We start from the raw sequence: 14,959 nt of genomic DNA, 5'->3' as shown, positions 1-14,959 counted from the left end.
TGCCTTTTTATTTTTCTTTACGTTAATTCGAATATTAGTTACCTTGGAGTTATTTAGTAAATACCCCTTACACGATTTCAGCTGCTGAGAAGCAGAGCTATTCTTAAACTGTTTTTACAAATCGCTCATCGTAGTTTTCTATATCAATAATGTAATGATTTTGTGTTAGAAAATCGAATAGTGGTTTAGCTTCTCTCGACACTGGCATATTGTTCGTGTTAATAATTTCATTACTCTTTTTATCTAGATATGGATAGGCGTACAGCTTAACATTTTTACTAAACATACCACTTACGTAGGCCAATAGTTCATCCGTATAAGTATCACCATAGTTTCTAGAATTGAATATATTACGCAAATTCGATATATTGGTAGAAATACCAACGTTTTTTGGTTTGAATTGAGAAAGATAATTTGCCAATTTATGGCTACGAGTAAAGTTGGAAACCAATATATGGTTTCCGGTAGCACAAAGCTCCTCAGCTCTTTGCGCAAAATACTCAAGATCGTCATTACTCAATTCAGGGTGATCGTCTAAAACGTTCGACATAAGAACCTCAATCATCACCAATAAATTGCTATCTTTCACACCTAGATTCCGCTTAAATTGATCAACCGCAAGATTAAATAAATCAAAGTTAGGATTGGATTTCTGCCTATATTTTGTTCTTAAAATAATGATATCCCTTTTATACAAAAAGTCTCTTGCCTGGTGGGCATGTCCATCTTTATCAAATATCGCCGCACTTGAAAACCCCTTAGCTATTAAGTAAAGATTGATCAGCCTTTCGTTCACGTTATTAAACACAGGACCGTTAACTTTTACCAAATCGATTTCTACTGACCCTGCAGCTAGGTTATCTGCCAGACTCTCTATCATCGTTTGGACATCATTTATGTAAAAATACGCCGCAAACACTAGATTCACACCCAATATTCCAAGTACTGTCTGCTGTAACGAAGCGTCGCTGTCCAACAAGCGCACGTGAACGATAATATCATTAGGATCCCCTCCTACTTCCGACTGGAAACGGATACCAATCCAACCATGTGGATCATTTGTTTTGCTAAAATTTAATGTGGTAACCGTATCGGCAAAAGCGAAGAATTTGCGGTTTTGATATTTAGACCCTGTTAGCCGGTCTGTCAATAACCCATACTCATGGTCTAACATCTTTTCTAATCGAGAACTGCTAACGTACCTTCTATTATATTCAGCTCCATAAATGGCATCACTGAAGGCCATATCATAAGCACTCATCGTTTTTGCGATAGTGCCTGAGGCAGCACCCGCGGTAAAAAAATTACGCGCAACTTCCTGTCCGGCACCTATTTCTGCAAAAGTGCCATAAATTTGTTCATTGAGGTTAATTCTTAATGCTTTACGCTTATTTTCCAAAATCTCTCTTGCCATGGAGCAAAGGTACTAATTTCGCCATGAGTTACCAGCTCTGACCACTATTTGGAATAGATAATAGCAATTAATAAAGTGCATAAAACAAAGCCGCCGCATGAAGTGCCTGCGGTATCTTATTTTCTTTCAGGAGTTTTTTTGTTTCGTCAATAGAAACCAAGAAAACCTCTATTTCTTCCTGATCATCCAACGCTTGCTCCCTTATTTTAACACCACCACGCGCAACAAATGTTGTGGTAATATTTGTACTTGTCGCGGGGTTTGGGTACAACTCGACAATCTTTTCCATTTGATCAAATGTATAGCCGGTTTCTTCTAACATTTCACGTCTGGCTGCAGTTTCTGCATCTTCTCCCTCGTCAATAACACCTCCTGGGATTTCCAGCGATTCTATACCCGCACCATGACGGTACTGCTTCACCAAAATGACCTGATTATCTTTTGTCAATGCTACAATATTAACCCAATTAGGATATTCCAACACATAATATTCAGGAACGACGTGCCCATTGGGCATTTCACATTTATCTCTGCGGAGCACTGCCCATGGTGCTTTTATTAAATATTCCGAGGTTAAAACTTTCCACTTCATGTGCTAATTATTTTGCTACTATTGCCTTCACCTAATAAACGTTAACTTTTAGTTGGTGCTTAGGCGTTCCAAGCAGATTCTCAAGCTGTCTGTCCAATGAGCTATTTCGAGGTTAAACGTCTCTTTTACCTTCGTTTTATCCATCACCGAATAAATCGGTCTTTTTGCTTTGGTAGGAAATTCTCCTGTTTTTATGGGTTTAACGGCTACAGATAACCCCTTTATCTTGCATATTTCATAGGCAAAATCGTACCAACTTGCTACTCCTTCATTACTATAGTGGTATATTCCATATTCTTTATTTTCTAAAGAAATAATATGCAATATCGCACGTGCGAGGTCGATTCCGTAGGTAGGTGTACCCACTTGATCACATATGATTTTCACTTCGTCTCTATCTCCAGCCAAACGCAGAATAGTCTTCAGAAAGTTATTTCCATATTCCGAATAAAGCCAACTTGTGCGCAAGATAATTGAACGTCCCCATTCTTCTTGAATTTTCTTCTCCCCGATCAATTTTGTTTTCCCATACACTCCAATCGGCTTTGTGATATCCTCTTCGGTAAGTAACCCTGGCTTATTACCTTCAAACACGAAGTCTGTAGAGATATGTATAAGTTCACTATTATAATGTTTACACAATGAAGCCAAATTGCCGGCGGCATCAGCATTTAAAGCATAAGCAATATCCTGCTCCTCTTCCGCTTTGTCAACTGCGGTGTAAGCAGCACAATTAATTATCATTTGTGGTTTATAGGCCTCAAACATATTACGCATTTGCCCATAATTATTCAAGTCAGCATCCTTTGAAGAAAAAAAAATCAACTTGCTGTCTTCCGATTTTTCTCCGGCAACAGATTTAATACATTGTCCAAGCTGTCCGCTGCCTCCTAATACTATCTTACTCATCTTCTGTTTTACAAGCATTGCTTGTTAATGTTTCATTTAAATAGAATAAAAATGCAAAACTAGTATTCTTTCTCACATAAGCTACCTTAAATAAGGTTTTTTATAGCTATTTGGTCATGGTTACCGGTTTTATAAATCCCTTTTCATCAAAATGCATCTCGTCTATACACGTCACCCGATGGTGGGCACTGGTTTCTCCCAATGGCCTCCTATGATATACAATAAACCATTTATCATTCGATGAGTCATAAATAACAGAATGGTGACCTGCCCCAGTTGCAACGGTAGGATCTTGTTCCAAAATGGTGTCGATACGCTCGAAAGGACCGAATGGAGAATCAGCTATAGCATATGCCACTTTATAGTCTGGCCCTGTCCAGCCGCCCTCTGACCACATAAAGTAATATTTCCCATCCCTTACGAACATAAAAGGGCCTTCTACGTAATCCTTTGGTGTAACCTCCTTATACATTTCTCCGTCATCAAAAGGCACCAATCCAGTAAAATCGTCATTCAACTTTACGATATTGCAGTGGCCCCAACCTCCATAATACATATAATAAGCGCCATCAGTATCTTTAAAAACAAACTGATCGATGGGTTGCGCACCGTTAACTATTTCATTAATTAGAGGTTTGCCCAATAAATCCCGATAAGGTCCCTCAGGTCGATCGGCGACCGCAACACCGATCCCACCTATTTCTCCTTCATGAACATCATTCGCTCCGAAAAACAGATAGTACTTACCTTCTTTCTCTAAAACTGCTGGCGCCCACATGGCCTTTTTTGCCCATTTTACTGCAGAAGTGTCTATAATACGGGAATGTTTTTGCCAATTTTTCAAGTCTTTCGAGGAGAAAGCATCCATAAACACCTGCTCCTCATAAGGCGCTGAGTAAGTAGGGAACACCCAAAATTGATCGCCATATTTTATTCCTTCAGGATCAGCATACCAACCTTCAAAAACAGGATTTTGTTGAGCTTTCGCTGGAATAATCAGTATAAAAAAATAAATAGTGAAAAAAAATTTCAAGCTATAGGCAATGTTTCGGATTTTCATATTTTTCATTACAATTACAAATTTAGGGACTAAAATACTTTAACGTTTTAGCAATGACAAAAAAACAACTTAAGGAATAGTGCATATCAGTAAACGCTACAATAGTTGGGTTATCATCAAAAGGTTATTATCTTCTTCAAAACTATCATTTTTTTAATGATAAACAAAGATTGGATAACTAAATTGTAGTATAAAAAGCAAAGAGGCGCCCAATTGAGCAACCTCTTTGTTTATAAAAATTTTACAGTCTAAAACCAACTTTCAAAGCTAAGTAAGACGTTCCTGCATCCTCTATCCTAAAACCGGCATCGATTCTATTCGTAAATTGATATCCCGCACCTCCTCCAATAAGAAAATGGGTACCGTAATCGTTAAATCCTACGGCAGCTCCCATATTAAAATTCAGATAAAACTGTCCATCAACGTAGTACTTGATACCACCTTTTAATGGTAAGAACGTATAGTTATCTCTTCTGTCGTTTTTCGGAAACAAGGATTCAACACCAGTAGCCAGGGTTAAACCCAATTTACGTTCTACTGGCCATTCGGCTTCCAAAATGCCACCTATACCAACATTATACGCCTTACTGAAAGGCACTAGTAATTCGGGCGATAAGGTAACCTTAGGTGACTGGGCGTAGCTTTTGGTAGCAAAAAAAACACCTGCGAAGCCAAGTATACCTATTAATAAAAGTCTTTTTAAATTCATACAAATTATAGTTTTAGTTCGTCTCAGCTTTAAGCAAATATCGCACCATTTGTTATTTATTTTTACCTTCGCTTAAATAAATACGATCTGACATACTATATATGGATATTTTTATCAGTGTTTTTTCATTTGCTATCATCTCCTTTACGGCAATACCTTTTATCAAGCACGACTACTGGACATTCAGGGTATTTGATTATCCTCGTTTGCAAAAATTGGTGCTTTCTGCAGCAGCGCTTATATTAGTTATACTGTACTTTCAAAAGACATCACTGCTATACTGGTTACTCTTGAGTACGCTTGTTATCAATAGCTGTTACCTTCTTTTTCAGATTTATCCATTTACCATTTTTGCAAAAAAACAAGTGTTAACCGCGGTAGATGATAAACCGACACAAAGTATCCGTATTATGATCGCTAACGTCTATGAGGATAACACAAATACCGCAGGCTGTTTAAATGAAATTTACAGGGCCAATCCCGACGTTGTTCTCCTATTGGAAACGAACAAGAGATGGGAAGCACAAACCAACAGACTCGAAGCAGACTACCATCACCACGTAAAAGTCCCCTTAGAGAACACCTACGGCATGCTACTTTATTCTAAGTTGCCACTAAACAACGTGTCTATCAAGTACATGGTGGAAAAAGATATACCTTCTATACACTGCCAATTAACACTAAGAAACGGACAGGCCGTACAATTATATGCGATACATCCCACTCCTCCTGTACCCAATGAGAATCCACGTTCCACAGAAAGGGATAAGGAATTGTTACTTATTGCAGATCTAGCCAAAGCCTGTAAAACACCAGTCATAGTAATAGGCGACCTGAACGATGTGGCTTGGAGTTACACGACAGAACTCTTCTTAAAAATGAGTGGTCTGTTGGATCCCCGCAGGGGAAGAGGCTTTTTCAATACGTTTCATGCGCATTATCCTTTTATGCGTTTCCCCTTAGACCACGCTTTCATTTCAACCGACTTTAAACTCAAAGAAATGAAACGTCTTCCTAATTTTGATTCTGATCATTTCCCAATCTTTTTAAGTTTACAGTATGAAGCAAACGCCTCTCGACAACAGCAGTCTTTAAGCCCGGAAACGGAAGATGTAAAGGAGGCGGAAGAAAAGAAAACAAAAAGATGATAACTTAGTTAACTCAAGGAAATATCATTTACATGAAACGAATTTTTGCCACTCGGGCACAACATGGTTTTGACTGGATAGATTTAACAGATCCGTCATTGAAAGAGATGGAAGAAATCGCAAAAACGTTCTCGTTACATGAAACTTCTGTCAAAGATTGTTTGCAGCCTGATCACTTACCCAAATATGAGATCGTTGACCACTATAATTTTATTATCTTTCGCGTCTTCACAAAGCGGGCATTAGCTGAGGCAGACACCATCCACGAACTCACCAACAAAATTGCCATCTTTTTCTCATCAGATTATATTGTTACTATACACCGAACAACACAGGCCTTAATTGATGAAGTTCAAGCGAAAGCAATAACTACAGGTGGCTGCAATGATATTTACTGTGTATTAAACCGCTTAATCCGCGCTTCCTTACTCACATTCGAAGAACCTAGCGCAAAACTTGCCTCCTCACTTGACTACTTCGAAGAAAATGTATTTCTCAAACAACGTAAAGCGCCCGTTCTAAGGGGGCTTTATTATGTAAAACGTAAGGTAGATGTTATCCGTAGGCTCCTTATCTTATCATTTGAAATAATAGACAAAATAGATGCACCTGAACAGCGAAATATCTATACAAGAGATATCAGGGATCTTTATGTACGCATTCAAAGTATCTACGACAACCTATCCGAGAATACCGCCCAGTTACTTTCCGCCTATTTCTCTATAGCATCTCATCGTACGAATGAGATCATGCGCGTGTTGACTATCTTTTCGGTATTTTTTATGCCGTTGACATTCATAGTAGGAATATATGGCATGAATTTTCATTTCATGCCAGAACTTGATTGGTATTTTGGCTATCCAATTATTATGCTATTGATGATTATCATCACACTAGCTATTTATGCATGGTTTAAGAAAAAGGGATGGCTATAAAGTCAAAGTCCTCTAGAGATATCAATCAAACCTGCAGACCACGATAAGCCTACGCCGAAACCTGCGATAATAACCGCGGTTTCGTCTACATTCATATCCTGATTACTGTAGTTTTTTAGAGCGATAGGAATAGTTGATGACACGGTATTACCTCCGTCACGCAAATTAATATAAAACTTAGCGATCGGGAGAAATAGCCTTTCTCTCATGACTTTTAGCATATGGGCATTTGCCTGATGAAACACAAACTGCCCAATATCTTTCTTTTCAACATCGTTGAATTTTAAAACTTCCTCAATAAAGGGAGGAACGACAGTACTGGTAAAACGAAATATCTCAGGGCCGTTCATATAAAGATTATTTTCGGTATAGATATTTCCCCTTCCATATATATGCTCTACGGCTTCATTATCATGCGGGTATCTGCCTGCTCCATTTTTAACAATCAATTTATTAAAACCTCCACCGTCTGTGCCAAATCTGAATTTATATATCCCATTTTTTTCTGCAAAAGACACCAATGTTGCTGTGGCAGCATCTCCAAAAATAGCTCTATTCGATCGGTCCTTTTTATTGATATACTTCGAATATGTATCTGTAGTAACCAGCAATATATTCTTGGCCTGCCCGCTTTCGATAAATGCTTTGGCCATACTCAATCCATAAGTATAACCAGAACAGCCCAAGTTAAAATCAAAAGCCCCGACAGTTTTATTTAAACCCAAACGATCTTGCAAAATACAGGCCGTGGAGGGCATAATGTACTCAGGACTTTGCGTACAGTACAACACATAGTCGATTTGATTCTTATCTATCCTTCCGAATAATTTTAAGCAGGCTTTTTCTGCCAAATCCAAGGCTGTTTCATTAGGTGCTGCTACGTATCTGCTGCTAATCCCTATTTTATACTCAAATTTAGAAAAATCGTAGTCTGGAAATTCACGGCCAAGATCTTGATTTGTAACTTTTTTTTCTGGAAAATAATAATCTATAGCCTGTATTTTAGCCCCCATATAAGGTTATAATGTTAACAACAAATAAAAAATAAAAAGTGCAAACCTACTCCTTTTCATTGGTTTTTCCACAAATTTGAGCTATAAAATTACACAAAGGTGGCGAACAAAGAATCCTGAAAAACAAACTCTAAAATGGTTTTCGGTTCAAGAATTAATCACATTGCATTATTTCAGAACTATTAAGCGTGAATGGCTGGATTTTTGGACCTAACGACAAAAACATATCAGTTACACATTTGCCGATTTATAAGGAATATGAAAACTAAATAACGAACCTTTTCCTTCTACGCTTTCAACTTGCAATGTACCTTGTTGCAATTTAACTAACTGATAGCAGATATACAGTCCCAGTCCGGTACCCAGTCTTTTATTATCTCTCCCCGCTTGATAGTACTTCGTAAATAATTTTGATTGTTTATCGAGTGGGATTCCAACACCCGTATCTTTTATTTTTACATGCAGGTCGTACACTCCTCTACGGTTCCCTTCAATAAGACTGCAATTAACTTCTACCGCTCCCTCATCTGTATATTTAATAGCATTTCCTAATAAATTAATCACGATCTGTTTCAATCTAAAGGGGTCACCATATACCATACCGTCCTGCGAACCCTCAAAGGTAAAAGTTAGTTCGATTTCTTTTCTCGTTGCAATGAACCGCATAGTTTCTACCGTTTCTTGTATCTCATGATAGGGAGTAAAAGAAACTACCTTCAGCACATCCGACTGTTGACTTTCTACTTTAGTCATATCCAAAATATCGTTCACGGTTTCCATCAACATATCTGACGAGGTTTGGATAGAGCGCACCATGCGTTTTTGTTCATCCGTAAGTGTAGTGTTTTTCATCAGGTATACGAACCCGGTAATCGCCGTTAGTGGATTACGGATTTCGTGGCTCATTGTAGCTAGCATCTCCGATTTTTGTTCAGCCAGAGCTATCGCTCTGGCATTTTCGACCTTGTACTGGTCCTCAGCCCGACTAGCTCTTCGAATATAAATAATCAAAAGCACCACAAAAATCAAGACCATGACGATTGCTGTAATTGTAAAGCTATCGAGTTCCTGAACGGCTTCATCATATCGCTCTAGCGTTTCCTGTTGGTCTTTCTCCCAAGCTTCTAGGTAGCTGTCTTTTATCTGATCGATTAACTGTCTTAATTGAATAATGAGTGATAGATTCGATGAGATTAATTGCTGCTGAGATTGGGCCAGTAGATTATGCTCTTTACTAAGTTTTTCAAGCAACTGCTGCTGTCCCCGCTCATTCTGTATTTGCAATTCCCTGGAAATAGAATCTCGTATGGCATTCTCTTTCGTCACTACCATCAGCTTAGAGCGTAGCGAATCAGAACCGGGAGAGAACACATCTTGCAATCGCCTAAAAAAGCCTTTTTTCTCTACGGCCGATGCAATCTCCTGCATGATGGTATCTTGACTTGCCTGATATTCTTTCATCTCCTTTTTGGTCACCCTACTATCGGCTTCCACCTCCCCCGTTATTTGCTCTTTTGTAGTCACCGCCAATAAAGAATCAAAGTTCTTTTTTAGTGCAAAAACTTTCAATGAAATATCAAGTTTACCATCGAGGGATCTTTTAAATCGTGCCTCATCCTGCACAAATACACCAGAGTCTGCCTCCGAATGATATTCTTCCAGAATTTTTTCAATTTGATCAAAAACTCCTAACAATTTCGTCTGATATTCATCCAATTTATCGCCGTAGCCATAGAGACTTGCTTGCTGAAAGTCATTTTCAGCACTGTTCAATTCAAGTAGTAAATTACTTATTTCTCCAGTTTCTGGAGGGGCCTTTAACTTATTGCTCAGATATACCAATTTTTCAGAAATGGAATGCCTCAATAGCAGTGACCCTGCCGTAATCAAAAAAATAAATACCAAAAAGATAATCAACAATCGTTGAAGGATATTGGATGATTTATCTGATCTTTCTTGCGTTTTAGCTTTCATTTATAATACTCTACCTCTTCTGCTATTTTGCAACATATCTTATTTACACTGTCAACACTTTCAGGTCGAAAGACCTTAGGTATAATTTTTACAAACTTAGACAAAATGTTTTATATAGAACATCGGTACACCCGTTCATCATCACTTCATAATCTAATTCTATTTTAATCAATTTCTAACGTAAAAAGGGCTATTTTAGTCAAAAAATCGAAGAAAAATGTTATATATAATTTTATTAGGTATCATTGGCGGTCAGGAGCTCACCTTCATTATTCTTGCTATTTTACTCCTCTTCGGAGGTAAAAAAATCCCTGAACTTATGCGTGGACTGGGACAAGGCCTTCGCGAATTCAAAGAAGGACAGACCAGTGAGCAACAAGAAAAACAAACAAAATGACCATACTTTGATCAGTATCCAAGTAATTAATACCCTGGATTCTGATCAGTTGTAGGATCGATTGCATTATTAAAGTTCAGCTCCGAGAATGGTATAGGCCATAAATAATGACTTTCAGCAATGTTTTTATCTTTGTTTCGTAGAATGATATCGGCTGCCTTACCTGTGCGTTTTAAGTCGAACCACCTTTTCCCTTCAAATTGATACTCATATGCCTTCTCCTGCAGTACAGCGTCTATAAATGTATCCGGACTAAACTGTGCTACATCGAAATCTACCGGAGAAAGGTTACTGCTATTATAACCATAAGCCCTTCTATGTACCTGGTTCAAGGCATCTACAGCTTCCGACGTAACCCCATTCACCCTACTTTCGGCCTCCGCAAAAATCAACAGTACCTCGGGATAGCGATACAATGGAAAGTCATTGATCGCGCCGTATTCATTTGGAGCTCCCGGATCTGTAAATTTTCTATTCAGTAAGGTATTATCTCCCATACCGAAATCCATCGTATACCATAGTGATTTACGTAGATCGTCATCATCCCATTCCTGATAAAACAAATTGGTCGTTTCACTGTATTGTGCAAAGGCTCCCCCAGCGCCATGCAGGCCGGTTGATGGATGGCTTACAATCCAGGGAAAGTAGTTTCCCTGCCCCTGCCTATTGTATTTGAAATGGAAGATTTCCTCAGGATTTTCTACAACCTCAGCCCCAAAGATTCGTTCAAAGTCGTCTACATCGTTTATTTCTACTAAAGAAAAGCTGCTGGAATTTATCACTTCCGCTGCCAGGTCACGTGCGGTGGCAAAATCCTCCAATGTTAACAGCACGTCACTTAATAATGTTTTCGCCGCCCATTTTATCGGTCTTCCTTTTTGCGGAGAGCTTTCCGGCAAATATTCTTCGGCGAATCGTAAATCACTTACAATAAGTCCATACACCTCTTCTTCAGTACTTCTTGGAACATCTCGTTCTTCCATGTTCGATTCTATTCGCAGCGGTACCCCTCCCCAATCTCTTACCAAATGAAAGTAACACCAAGCGCGCATAAACATCGCTTCTGCCATATACTTATTAATATCTTCTTCACTGATGGCGTTGCCATTTGGAGCATTCGCGATAACTAGATTGGCATTGCGTATACACAAATAAAATGTGGTCCAAAAATCTCCTACCCGATTTGCATTGACGGTGTTGAGCCCCTCGAATTCGTTAAACTGCGCCCAACTTGCCCTACCATAAGCGTAATCGGTATGACACTCCAAGGTGGAATTATAAGTACCGATCCCCTGTCCTCCGAGCCTTATTGGCGGAAATATAGCGTTTACGGCAGCCTCGACTTCTTCTGCCGTATTGTAGAAATTCTCTTCTACAATGTTTTTGGGATGTTCTTCCAAATCTTTTTGACAAGAAATGGAACACACGTATAAACCTATCAAAATTAAAAACGCTGTTAATAAGCGTGCGCCCCTCCCTTTAGTTAAATCAATTGATTTTATAGGAAATTCCATGATTCTTTTGCTTTAGCTATCAAAATTAAAAACCTGCTTTAATACCAAACATAATCGTCTTCGACATCGGGTAGCTTAAAAAGTCCGTCCCGTTGAACCCTACTTCCGGGTCCCACCAGGAATAATTTGTAAGTGTCAACAGGTTCTGTCCGCTCACATATACCTGTGCATTTTTACACCAGGCTATTCCCAGATCCTGCATAGGTAAATTATAAGCCAGTTGAATATTCCGCAATCTCAAAAAGGAGCCATCCTCCACAAATCGGTCAGAAATATTACTCGTTGTACTTCTGGTAATGTTCGGATATTTCGCCTGTGTATTCTGCGGTGTCCAGTGATCGTAAAGAACTTCTCTCGGCATATTTAAGCCGCCGTTATAGTCAATGGTATTGGCTATTGCACTGGCGTTAAAAACATCGTTTCCATAAGAACCTTGAATGAAGAAAGATAGTTCGAAATTCTTATAACTCATCACCGAATTAAAGCCATAAATAAAATCCGGATTGGGGTTACCAATATATGTTTTATCATTTGCCGTAATACTACCATCCCCATCGAGATCGCGGTAGCGTATTTGGCCGTCTTCCGTATAACCTTCTTCTACAAAGCCATAGAACATTCCTCTGGGCTGACCTTCACGCAATATGGTGGTATTGTCATTGACGATATTGATTGCAAGAAAATCACCCAGTATATCTTCACCATTGTATAATCGTACGATTTTGTTTCTATTGAAGGCTATATTTGCCAAGACGTCCCATTTAAAGGGGCCGGGCAATATGTTCGCTTCCAATCCGAATTCGATCCCACTATTTTTGATCTGTCCGACATTCTGTATTGTGGTGATGAAGCCCATAGAGGAAGGTAAACCCACCGTATTCAGTAGATCTCTGGTATTCTTCACATAATAATCGGCCGTAAAGAGCAAACGGTTATTCCACAGGCCTAAATCGAGACCAACGTCCACCTGTTCGGTGGTTTCCCATTTCAAGTTTCCTGGGAGCATGGTTCCCGGGGCGTAAGCAACGTAAAGATCTTCACCAAAAACCGTATTTCCAGACAACAACCTGTTTAACGTAGAGTAAGGATCAATGGCCTGGCTGCCTGTCAGCCCCCAGCTTGTCCTTAACTTTAGATCAGATATAACCGAATGGTCCTGCAAAAAAGCTTCGTTCGACAGTCTCCAAGCCGCCGCCGCAGACGGAAAATACCCCCATTTATTCCCATCGCTATAACGCGACGACCCATCAGCCCGAAAACTTGCCGTAAACAGGAAACGATCGTCAATGGTATAGTTCACCCGGGCTAAATATGAAATTAATGCAGATTTGTCGTATCCAGACACCGGTATTCCGGGAACATTCGCAGATCCTAAATCATGTGTTTCCTGTGCATTACTGATAAAACCAGTGCCACTCGCGTTGACCGTAGTATTTAAAAAGTTTTGATAGGTGAATCCTACCAGTGCGGAAAGGTTATGTATATCTGAAAATGTTTTATCGTAGGAAATGGTATTTTCGCTCAATAAACTGGTTGACTGATTAGCTACAACAGTTGCCTGGCCTTGCGAATTCTGAAAATTGTTGGTGGTGTAATTGTCGATTCTTTCATCTCTATTTTCGATACCTCCCAAAATTTTCACCGTTATTTCAGGTATCGGATTGTAGAGCAAAGCCGCATTGGCCAAAACAACGTTCGCCTTGGTTGCGTTCGTCTGTTCGTTTATCCAGTTGATCGGATTAATTAGGTCGGACGCGATGAACGGATAAGCTGTTGATAGATTCCGATAAGTTCCGTCATCATTAAATGGCGTAAGGGTAGGTGGTGCGGAGAGCGCAGCAGACATCATGGAATTACCTCTATTCCCCCCTCTGCTATCCCTTCGGTTAGTGGTTAACCTCGTCAAGATCGTTCCTCCCGTCACCCTAAACTTTTCACTAATTTTATGATTAACGTTTGTGCGAAAAGAATAACGGCTATAATCGCTTCCTTTGACAATTCCATTCTGATCAAAGACGCTTCCGGCAACGGAAAATTGCGTTCTTTCGCTACCTCCACTGATATTCAATGAAGCGTTCGTCATGGGAGCTCTCTGAAACATAAAATCCTGCCAGTCGAAGCCGGTCCCCAATAAATTGATTTGCTCCTGCGAAAAGTAAGGGTCTAGGTTATCATTAGTGGCTTGTAGATTATAAAATGTAGCATATTCTTGCGAATTCATCAAATCTAATTTTCTACGCAGTGTTTGAATACCATGATTAAGTTCAAAGTCAACCTTTGTATCTCCTTGGGCTCCTTGCTTAGTTGTGATCATAACCACGCCGTTAGCTCCTCTGGAACCGTAAATTGCGGTTGCTGAGGCATCTTTCAATATCTCCATGCTTTCAATATCGGCATTATTAAGTAAGCTAGGGTTTATACCGGCGGTGGGGAAACCGTCAATAACATAGAGCGGTTCATTACTTCCTTGGATAGAATTTCCTCCTCTGATTCTGACGTTCAATGGCGGGCCGGGTGCTCCTGTAGATTGGGCGACCTGAACCCCCGCAGCCCTTCCAGATAAGGACTGCAAAAGATTAGCTGCAGGAAAAGCATTGACTTCCTGAGCCTTGACCTGCGCAACAGAACCGGTTAAATCACGCCTCCGTACCGTTCCATAACCCACTACCACTACTTCGTCCAAGGCCTCCTGTTGAGGCACTAAAGAGACATTTATTGTTTCCCTACCCTTCAAGCCCTCTTCGTGAGGTCGATAGCCCGTAAAGGAAAACATGATTACCGCTTCATCACTAACGGTTAACCGAAAGCTACCATTTTCATCGGTACTTGTTCCATTGGTAGTATCCCCTTGTACACTGACCGTCACCCCGGCCAAAGGTTGGTTTGACTGATCGGTTACTCTACCACTTATTTCTTTTTGAATACTTCCTAGAGGAGTAGCTATTAACTTATTATCGGCAGGTTTTGCTTTTTCACGTGCATATAAGTCAATGTTGACACTTATCAAAAATACAATTATTAAGAGTAGAGGAAGATCAAACTTTGAGATATACCATATAGGTCTGGCATTAATTAGCTTCCAGCGCTTCAATACAATAAATATTTCATACATTTTTTTAATGTTAATGCTGAACAATAAATTACACGTTATGAGTTTAAAGTACCTGACGAGCGCTTTATTTATTAAGGGTTATATCATGGGGGAATAACCAAAAACCCTTTTCCAGTATCGCTAGAACTCCCTGGGGCAGGCAAGCTAATACTGCTTATAAAACTTCGTTGGGGAGTCATATC

Annotated in this window: 12 protein-coding genes; 3 read left to right on the top strand and 9 right to left on the bottom strand. The window is 39.5% G+C overall.

The annotated features are described in order from the left end of the window. Positions 1-103: 103 nt before the first annotated feature. From H8S90_RS11290 to H8S90_RS11270, 5 genes are all read right to left on the bottom strand, one after another. Positions 104-1,414, bottom strand: a complete 1,311-nt coding sequence (locus H8S90_RS11290) for a nicotinamide mononucleotide adenylyltransferase (protein ID WP_187342629.1) — start codon at positions 1,412-1,414, stop codon at positions 104-106. A gap of 67 nt (positions 1,415-1,481) precedes the next feature. Beyond that, entirely contained in the window at positions 1,482-2,006 is a 525-nt protein-coding gene (locus tag H8S90_RS11285; protein ID WP_187342628.1) for an NUDIX hydrolase, read from the bottom strand. Between the two features lie 48 nt (positions 2,007-2,054). Continuing rightward, complete coding sequence (gene rfbD, locus H8S90_RS11280; protein ID WP_187342627.1) at positions 2,055-2,915, bottom strand: dTDP-4-dehydrorhamnose reductase; 861 nt, start codon at positions 2,913-2,915, stop codon at positions 2,055-2,057. 106 nt (positions 2,916-3,021) lie between these two features. Further along, on the bottom strand, positions 3,022-3,984 hold the full coding sequence (locus tag H8S90_RS11275) for a glycoside hydrolase family 43 protein (RefSeq protein WP_255501913.1): 963 nt from the start codon (positions 3,982-3,984) through the stop codon (positions 3,022-3,024). Positions 3,985-4,216: 232 nt separating this feature from the next. Further along, a complete protein-coding gene (locus tag H8S90_RS11270) occupies positions 4,217-4,684 on the bottom strand; it encodes a hypothetical protein (protein ID WP_187342626.1) in 468 nt (155 codons plus the stop codon). A gap of 101 nt (positions 4,685-4,785) precedes the next feature. Here H8S90_RS11270 and H8S90_RS11265 point away from each other — a divergent pair, with 101 nt between their 5' ends. Further along, positions 4,786-5,832 (top strand): endonuclease/exonuclease/phosphatase family protein, encoded by a 1,047-nt coding sequence (locus tag H8S90_RS11265; protein WP_187342625.1) that lies wholly within the window; start codon positions 4,786-4,788, stop codon positions 5,830-5,832. A 32-nt stretch (positions 5,833-5,864) separates the two neighbouring features. After that, complete coding sequence (locus tag H8S90_RS11260; RefSeq protein WP_187342624.1) at positions 5,865-6,767, top strand: CorA family divalent cation transporter; 903 nt, start codon at positions 5,865-5,867, stop codon at positions 6,765-6,767. A 2-nt stretch (positions 6,768-6,769) separates the two neighbouring features. Here the strand turns inward: H8S90_RS11260 and H8S90_RS11255 are convergent, their stop codons facing one another. Next, positions 6,770-7,780: a ketoacyl-ACP synthase III gene (locus tag H8S90_RS11255; protein WP_187342623.1), complete on the bottom strand. Its 1,011-nt coding sequence runs from the start codon at positions 7,778-7,780 to the stop codon at positions 6,770-6,772. Between the two features lie 231 nt (positions 7,781-8,011). After that, on the bottom strand, positions 8,012-9,754 hold the full coding sequence (locus tag H8S90_RS11250) for a HAMP domain-containing sensor histidine kinase (protein ID WP_187342622.1): 1,743 nt from the start codon (positions 9,752-9,754) through the stop codon (positions 8,012-8,014). Between the two features lie 217 nt (positions 9,755-9,971). Here H8S90_RS11250 and H8S90_RS11245 point away from each other — a divergent pair, with 217 nt between their 5' ends. After that, entirely contained in the window at positions 9,972-10,151 is a 180-nt protein-coding gene (locus H8S90_RS11245; RefSeq protein ID WP_187342621.1) for a twin-arginine translocase TatA/TatE family subunit, read from the top strand. 26 nt (positions 10,152-10,177) lie between these two features. Here the strand turns inward: H8S90_RS11245 and H8S90_RS11240 are convergent, their stop codons facing one another. After that, complete coding sequence (locus H8S90_RS11240) at positions 10,178-11,665, bottom strand: RagB/SusD family nutrient uptake outer membrane protein (RefSeq protein ID WP_187342620.1); 1,488 nt, start codon at positions 11,663-11,665, stop codon at positions 10,178-10,180. Positions 11,666-11,690: 25 nt separating this feature from the next. Further along, positions 11,691-14,777, bottom strand: coding sequence for a TonB-dependent receptor (locus tag H8S90_RS11235; protein WP_187342619.1), 3,087 nt, complete (start codon positions 14,775-14,777; stop codon positions 11,691-11,693). Positions 14,778-14,959 lie beyond the last annotated feature (182 nt).

It is taken from the genome of Olivibacter sp. SDN3 (genome assembly GCF_014334135.1).
Classification (GTDB): Bacteria; Bacteroidota; Bacteroidia; order Sphingobacteriales; family Sphingobacteriaceae; genus Olivibacter.
The sequence above is the reverse complement of the archived record's forward strand: the minus strand, read 5'-3'. Positions and strand labels throughout refer to the sequence as shown.

What these genes read in the sequence shown, in the direction of transcription:
- H8S90_RS11290 (WP_187342629.1), bottom strand. Translation starts at nt 1,414, where the DNA reads ATGGCAAGAGAGATTTTGGAAAATAAGCGTAAAGCATTAAGAATTAAC.
- H8S90_RS11285 (WP_187342628.1), bottom strand. Translation starts at nt 2,006, where the DNA reads ATGAAGTGGAAAGTTTTAACCTCGGAATATTTAATAAAAGCACCATGG.
- rfbD (WP_187342627.1), bottom strand. Translation starts at nt 2,915, where the DNA reads ATGAGTAAGATAGTATTAGGAGGCAGCGGACAGCTTGGACAATGTATT.
- H8S90_RS11275 (WP_255501913.1), bottom strand. Translation starts at nt 3,984, where the DNA reads ATGAAAAATATGAAAATCCGAAACATTGCCTATAGCTTGAAATTTTTT.
- H8S90_RS11270 (WP_187342626.1), bottom strand. Translation starts at nt 4,684, where the DNA reads ATGAATTTAAAAAGACTTTTATTAATAGGTATACTTGGCTTCGCAGGT.
- H8S90_RS11265 (WP_187342625.1), top strand. Translation starts at nt 4,786, where the DNA reads ATGGATATTTTTATCAGTGTTTTTTCATTTGCTATCATCTCCTTTACG.
- H8S90_RS11260 (WP_187342624.1), top strand. Translation starts at nt 5,865, where the DNA reads ATGAAACGAATTTTTGCCACTCGGGCACAACATGGTTTTGACTGGATA.
- H8S90_RS11255 (WP_187342623.1), bottom strand. Translation starts at nt 7,780, where the DNA reads ATGGGGGCTAAAATACAGGCTATAGATTATTATTTTCCAGAAAAAAAA.
- H8S90_RS11250 (WP_187342622.1), bottom strand. Translation starts at nt 9,754, where the DNA reads ATGAAAGCTAAAACGCAAGAAAGATCAGATAAATCATCCAATATCCTT.
- H8S90_RS11245 (WP_187342621.1), top strand. Translation starts at nt 9,972, where the DNA reads ATGTTATATATAATTTTATTAGGTATCATTGGCGGTCAGGAGCTCACC.
- H8S90_RS11240 (WP_187342620.1), bottom strand. Translation starts at nt 11,665, where the DNA reads ATGGAATTTCCTATAAAATCAATTGATTTAACTAAAGGGAGGGGCGCA.
- H8S90_RS11235 (WP_187342619.1), bottom strand. Translation starts at nt 14,777, where the DNA reads ATGTATGAAATATTTATTGTATTGAAGCGCTGGAAGCTAATTAATGCC.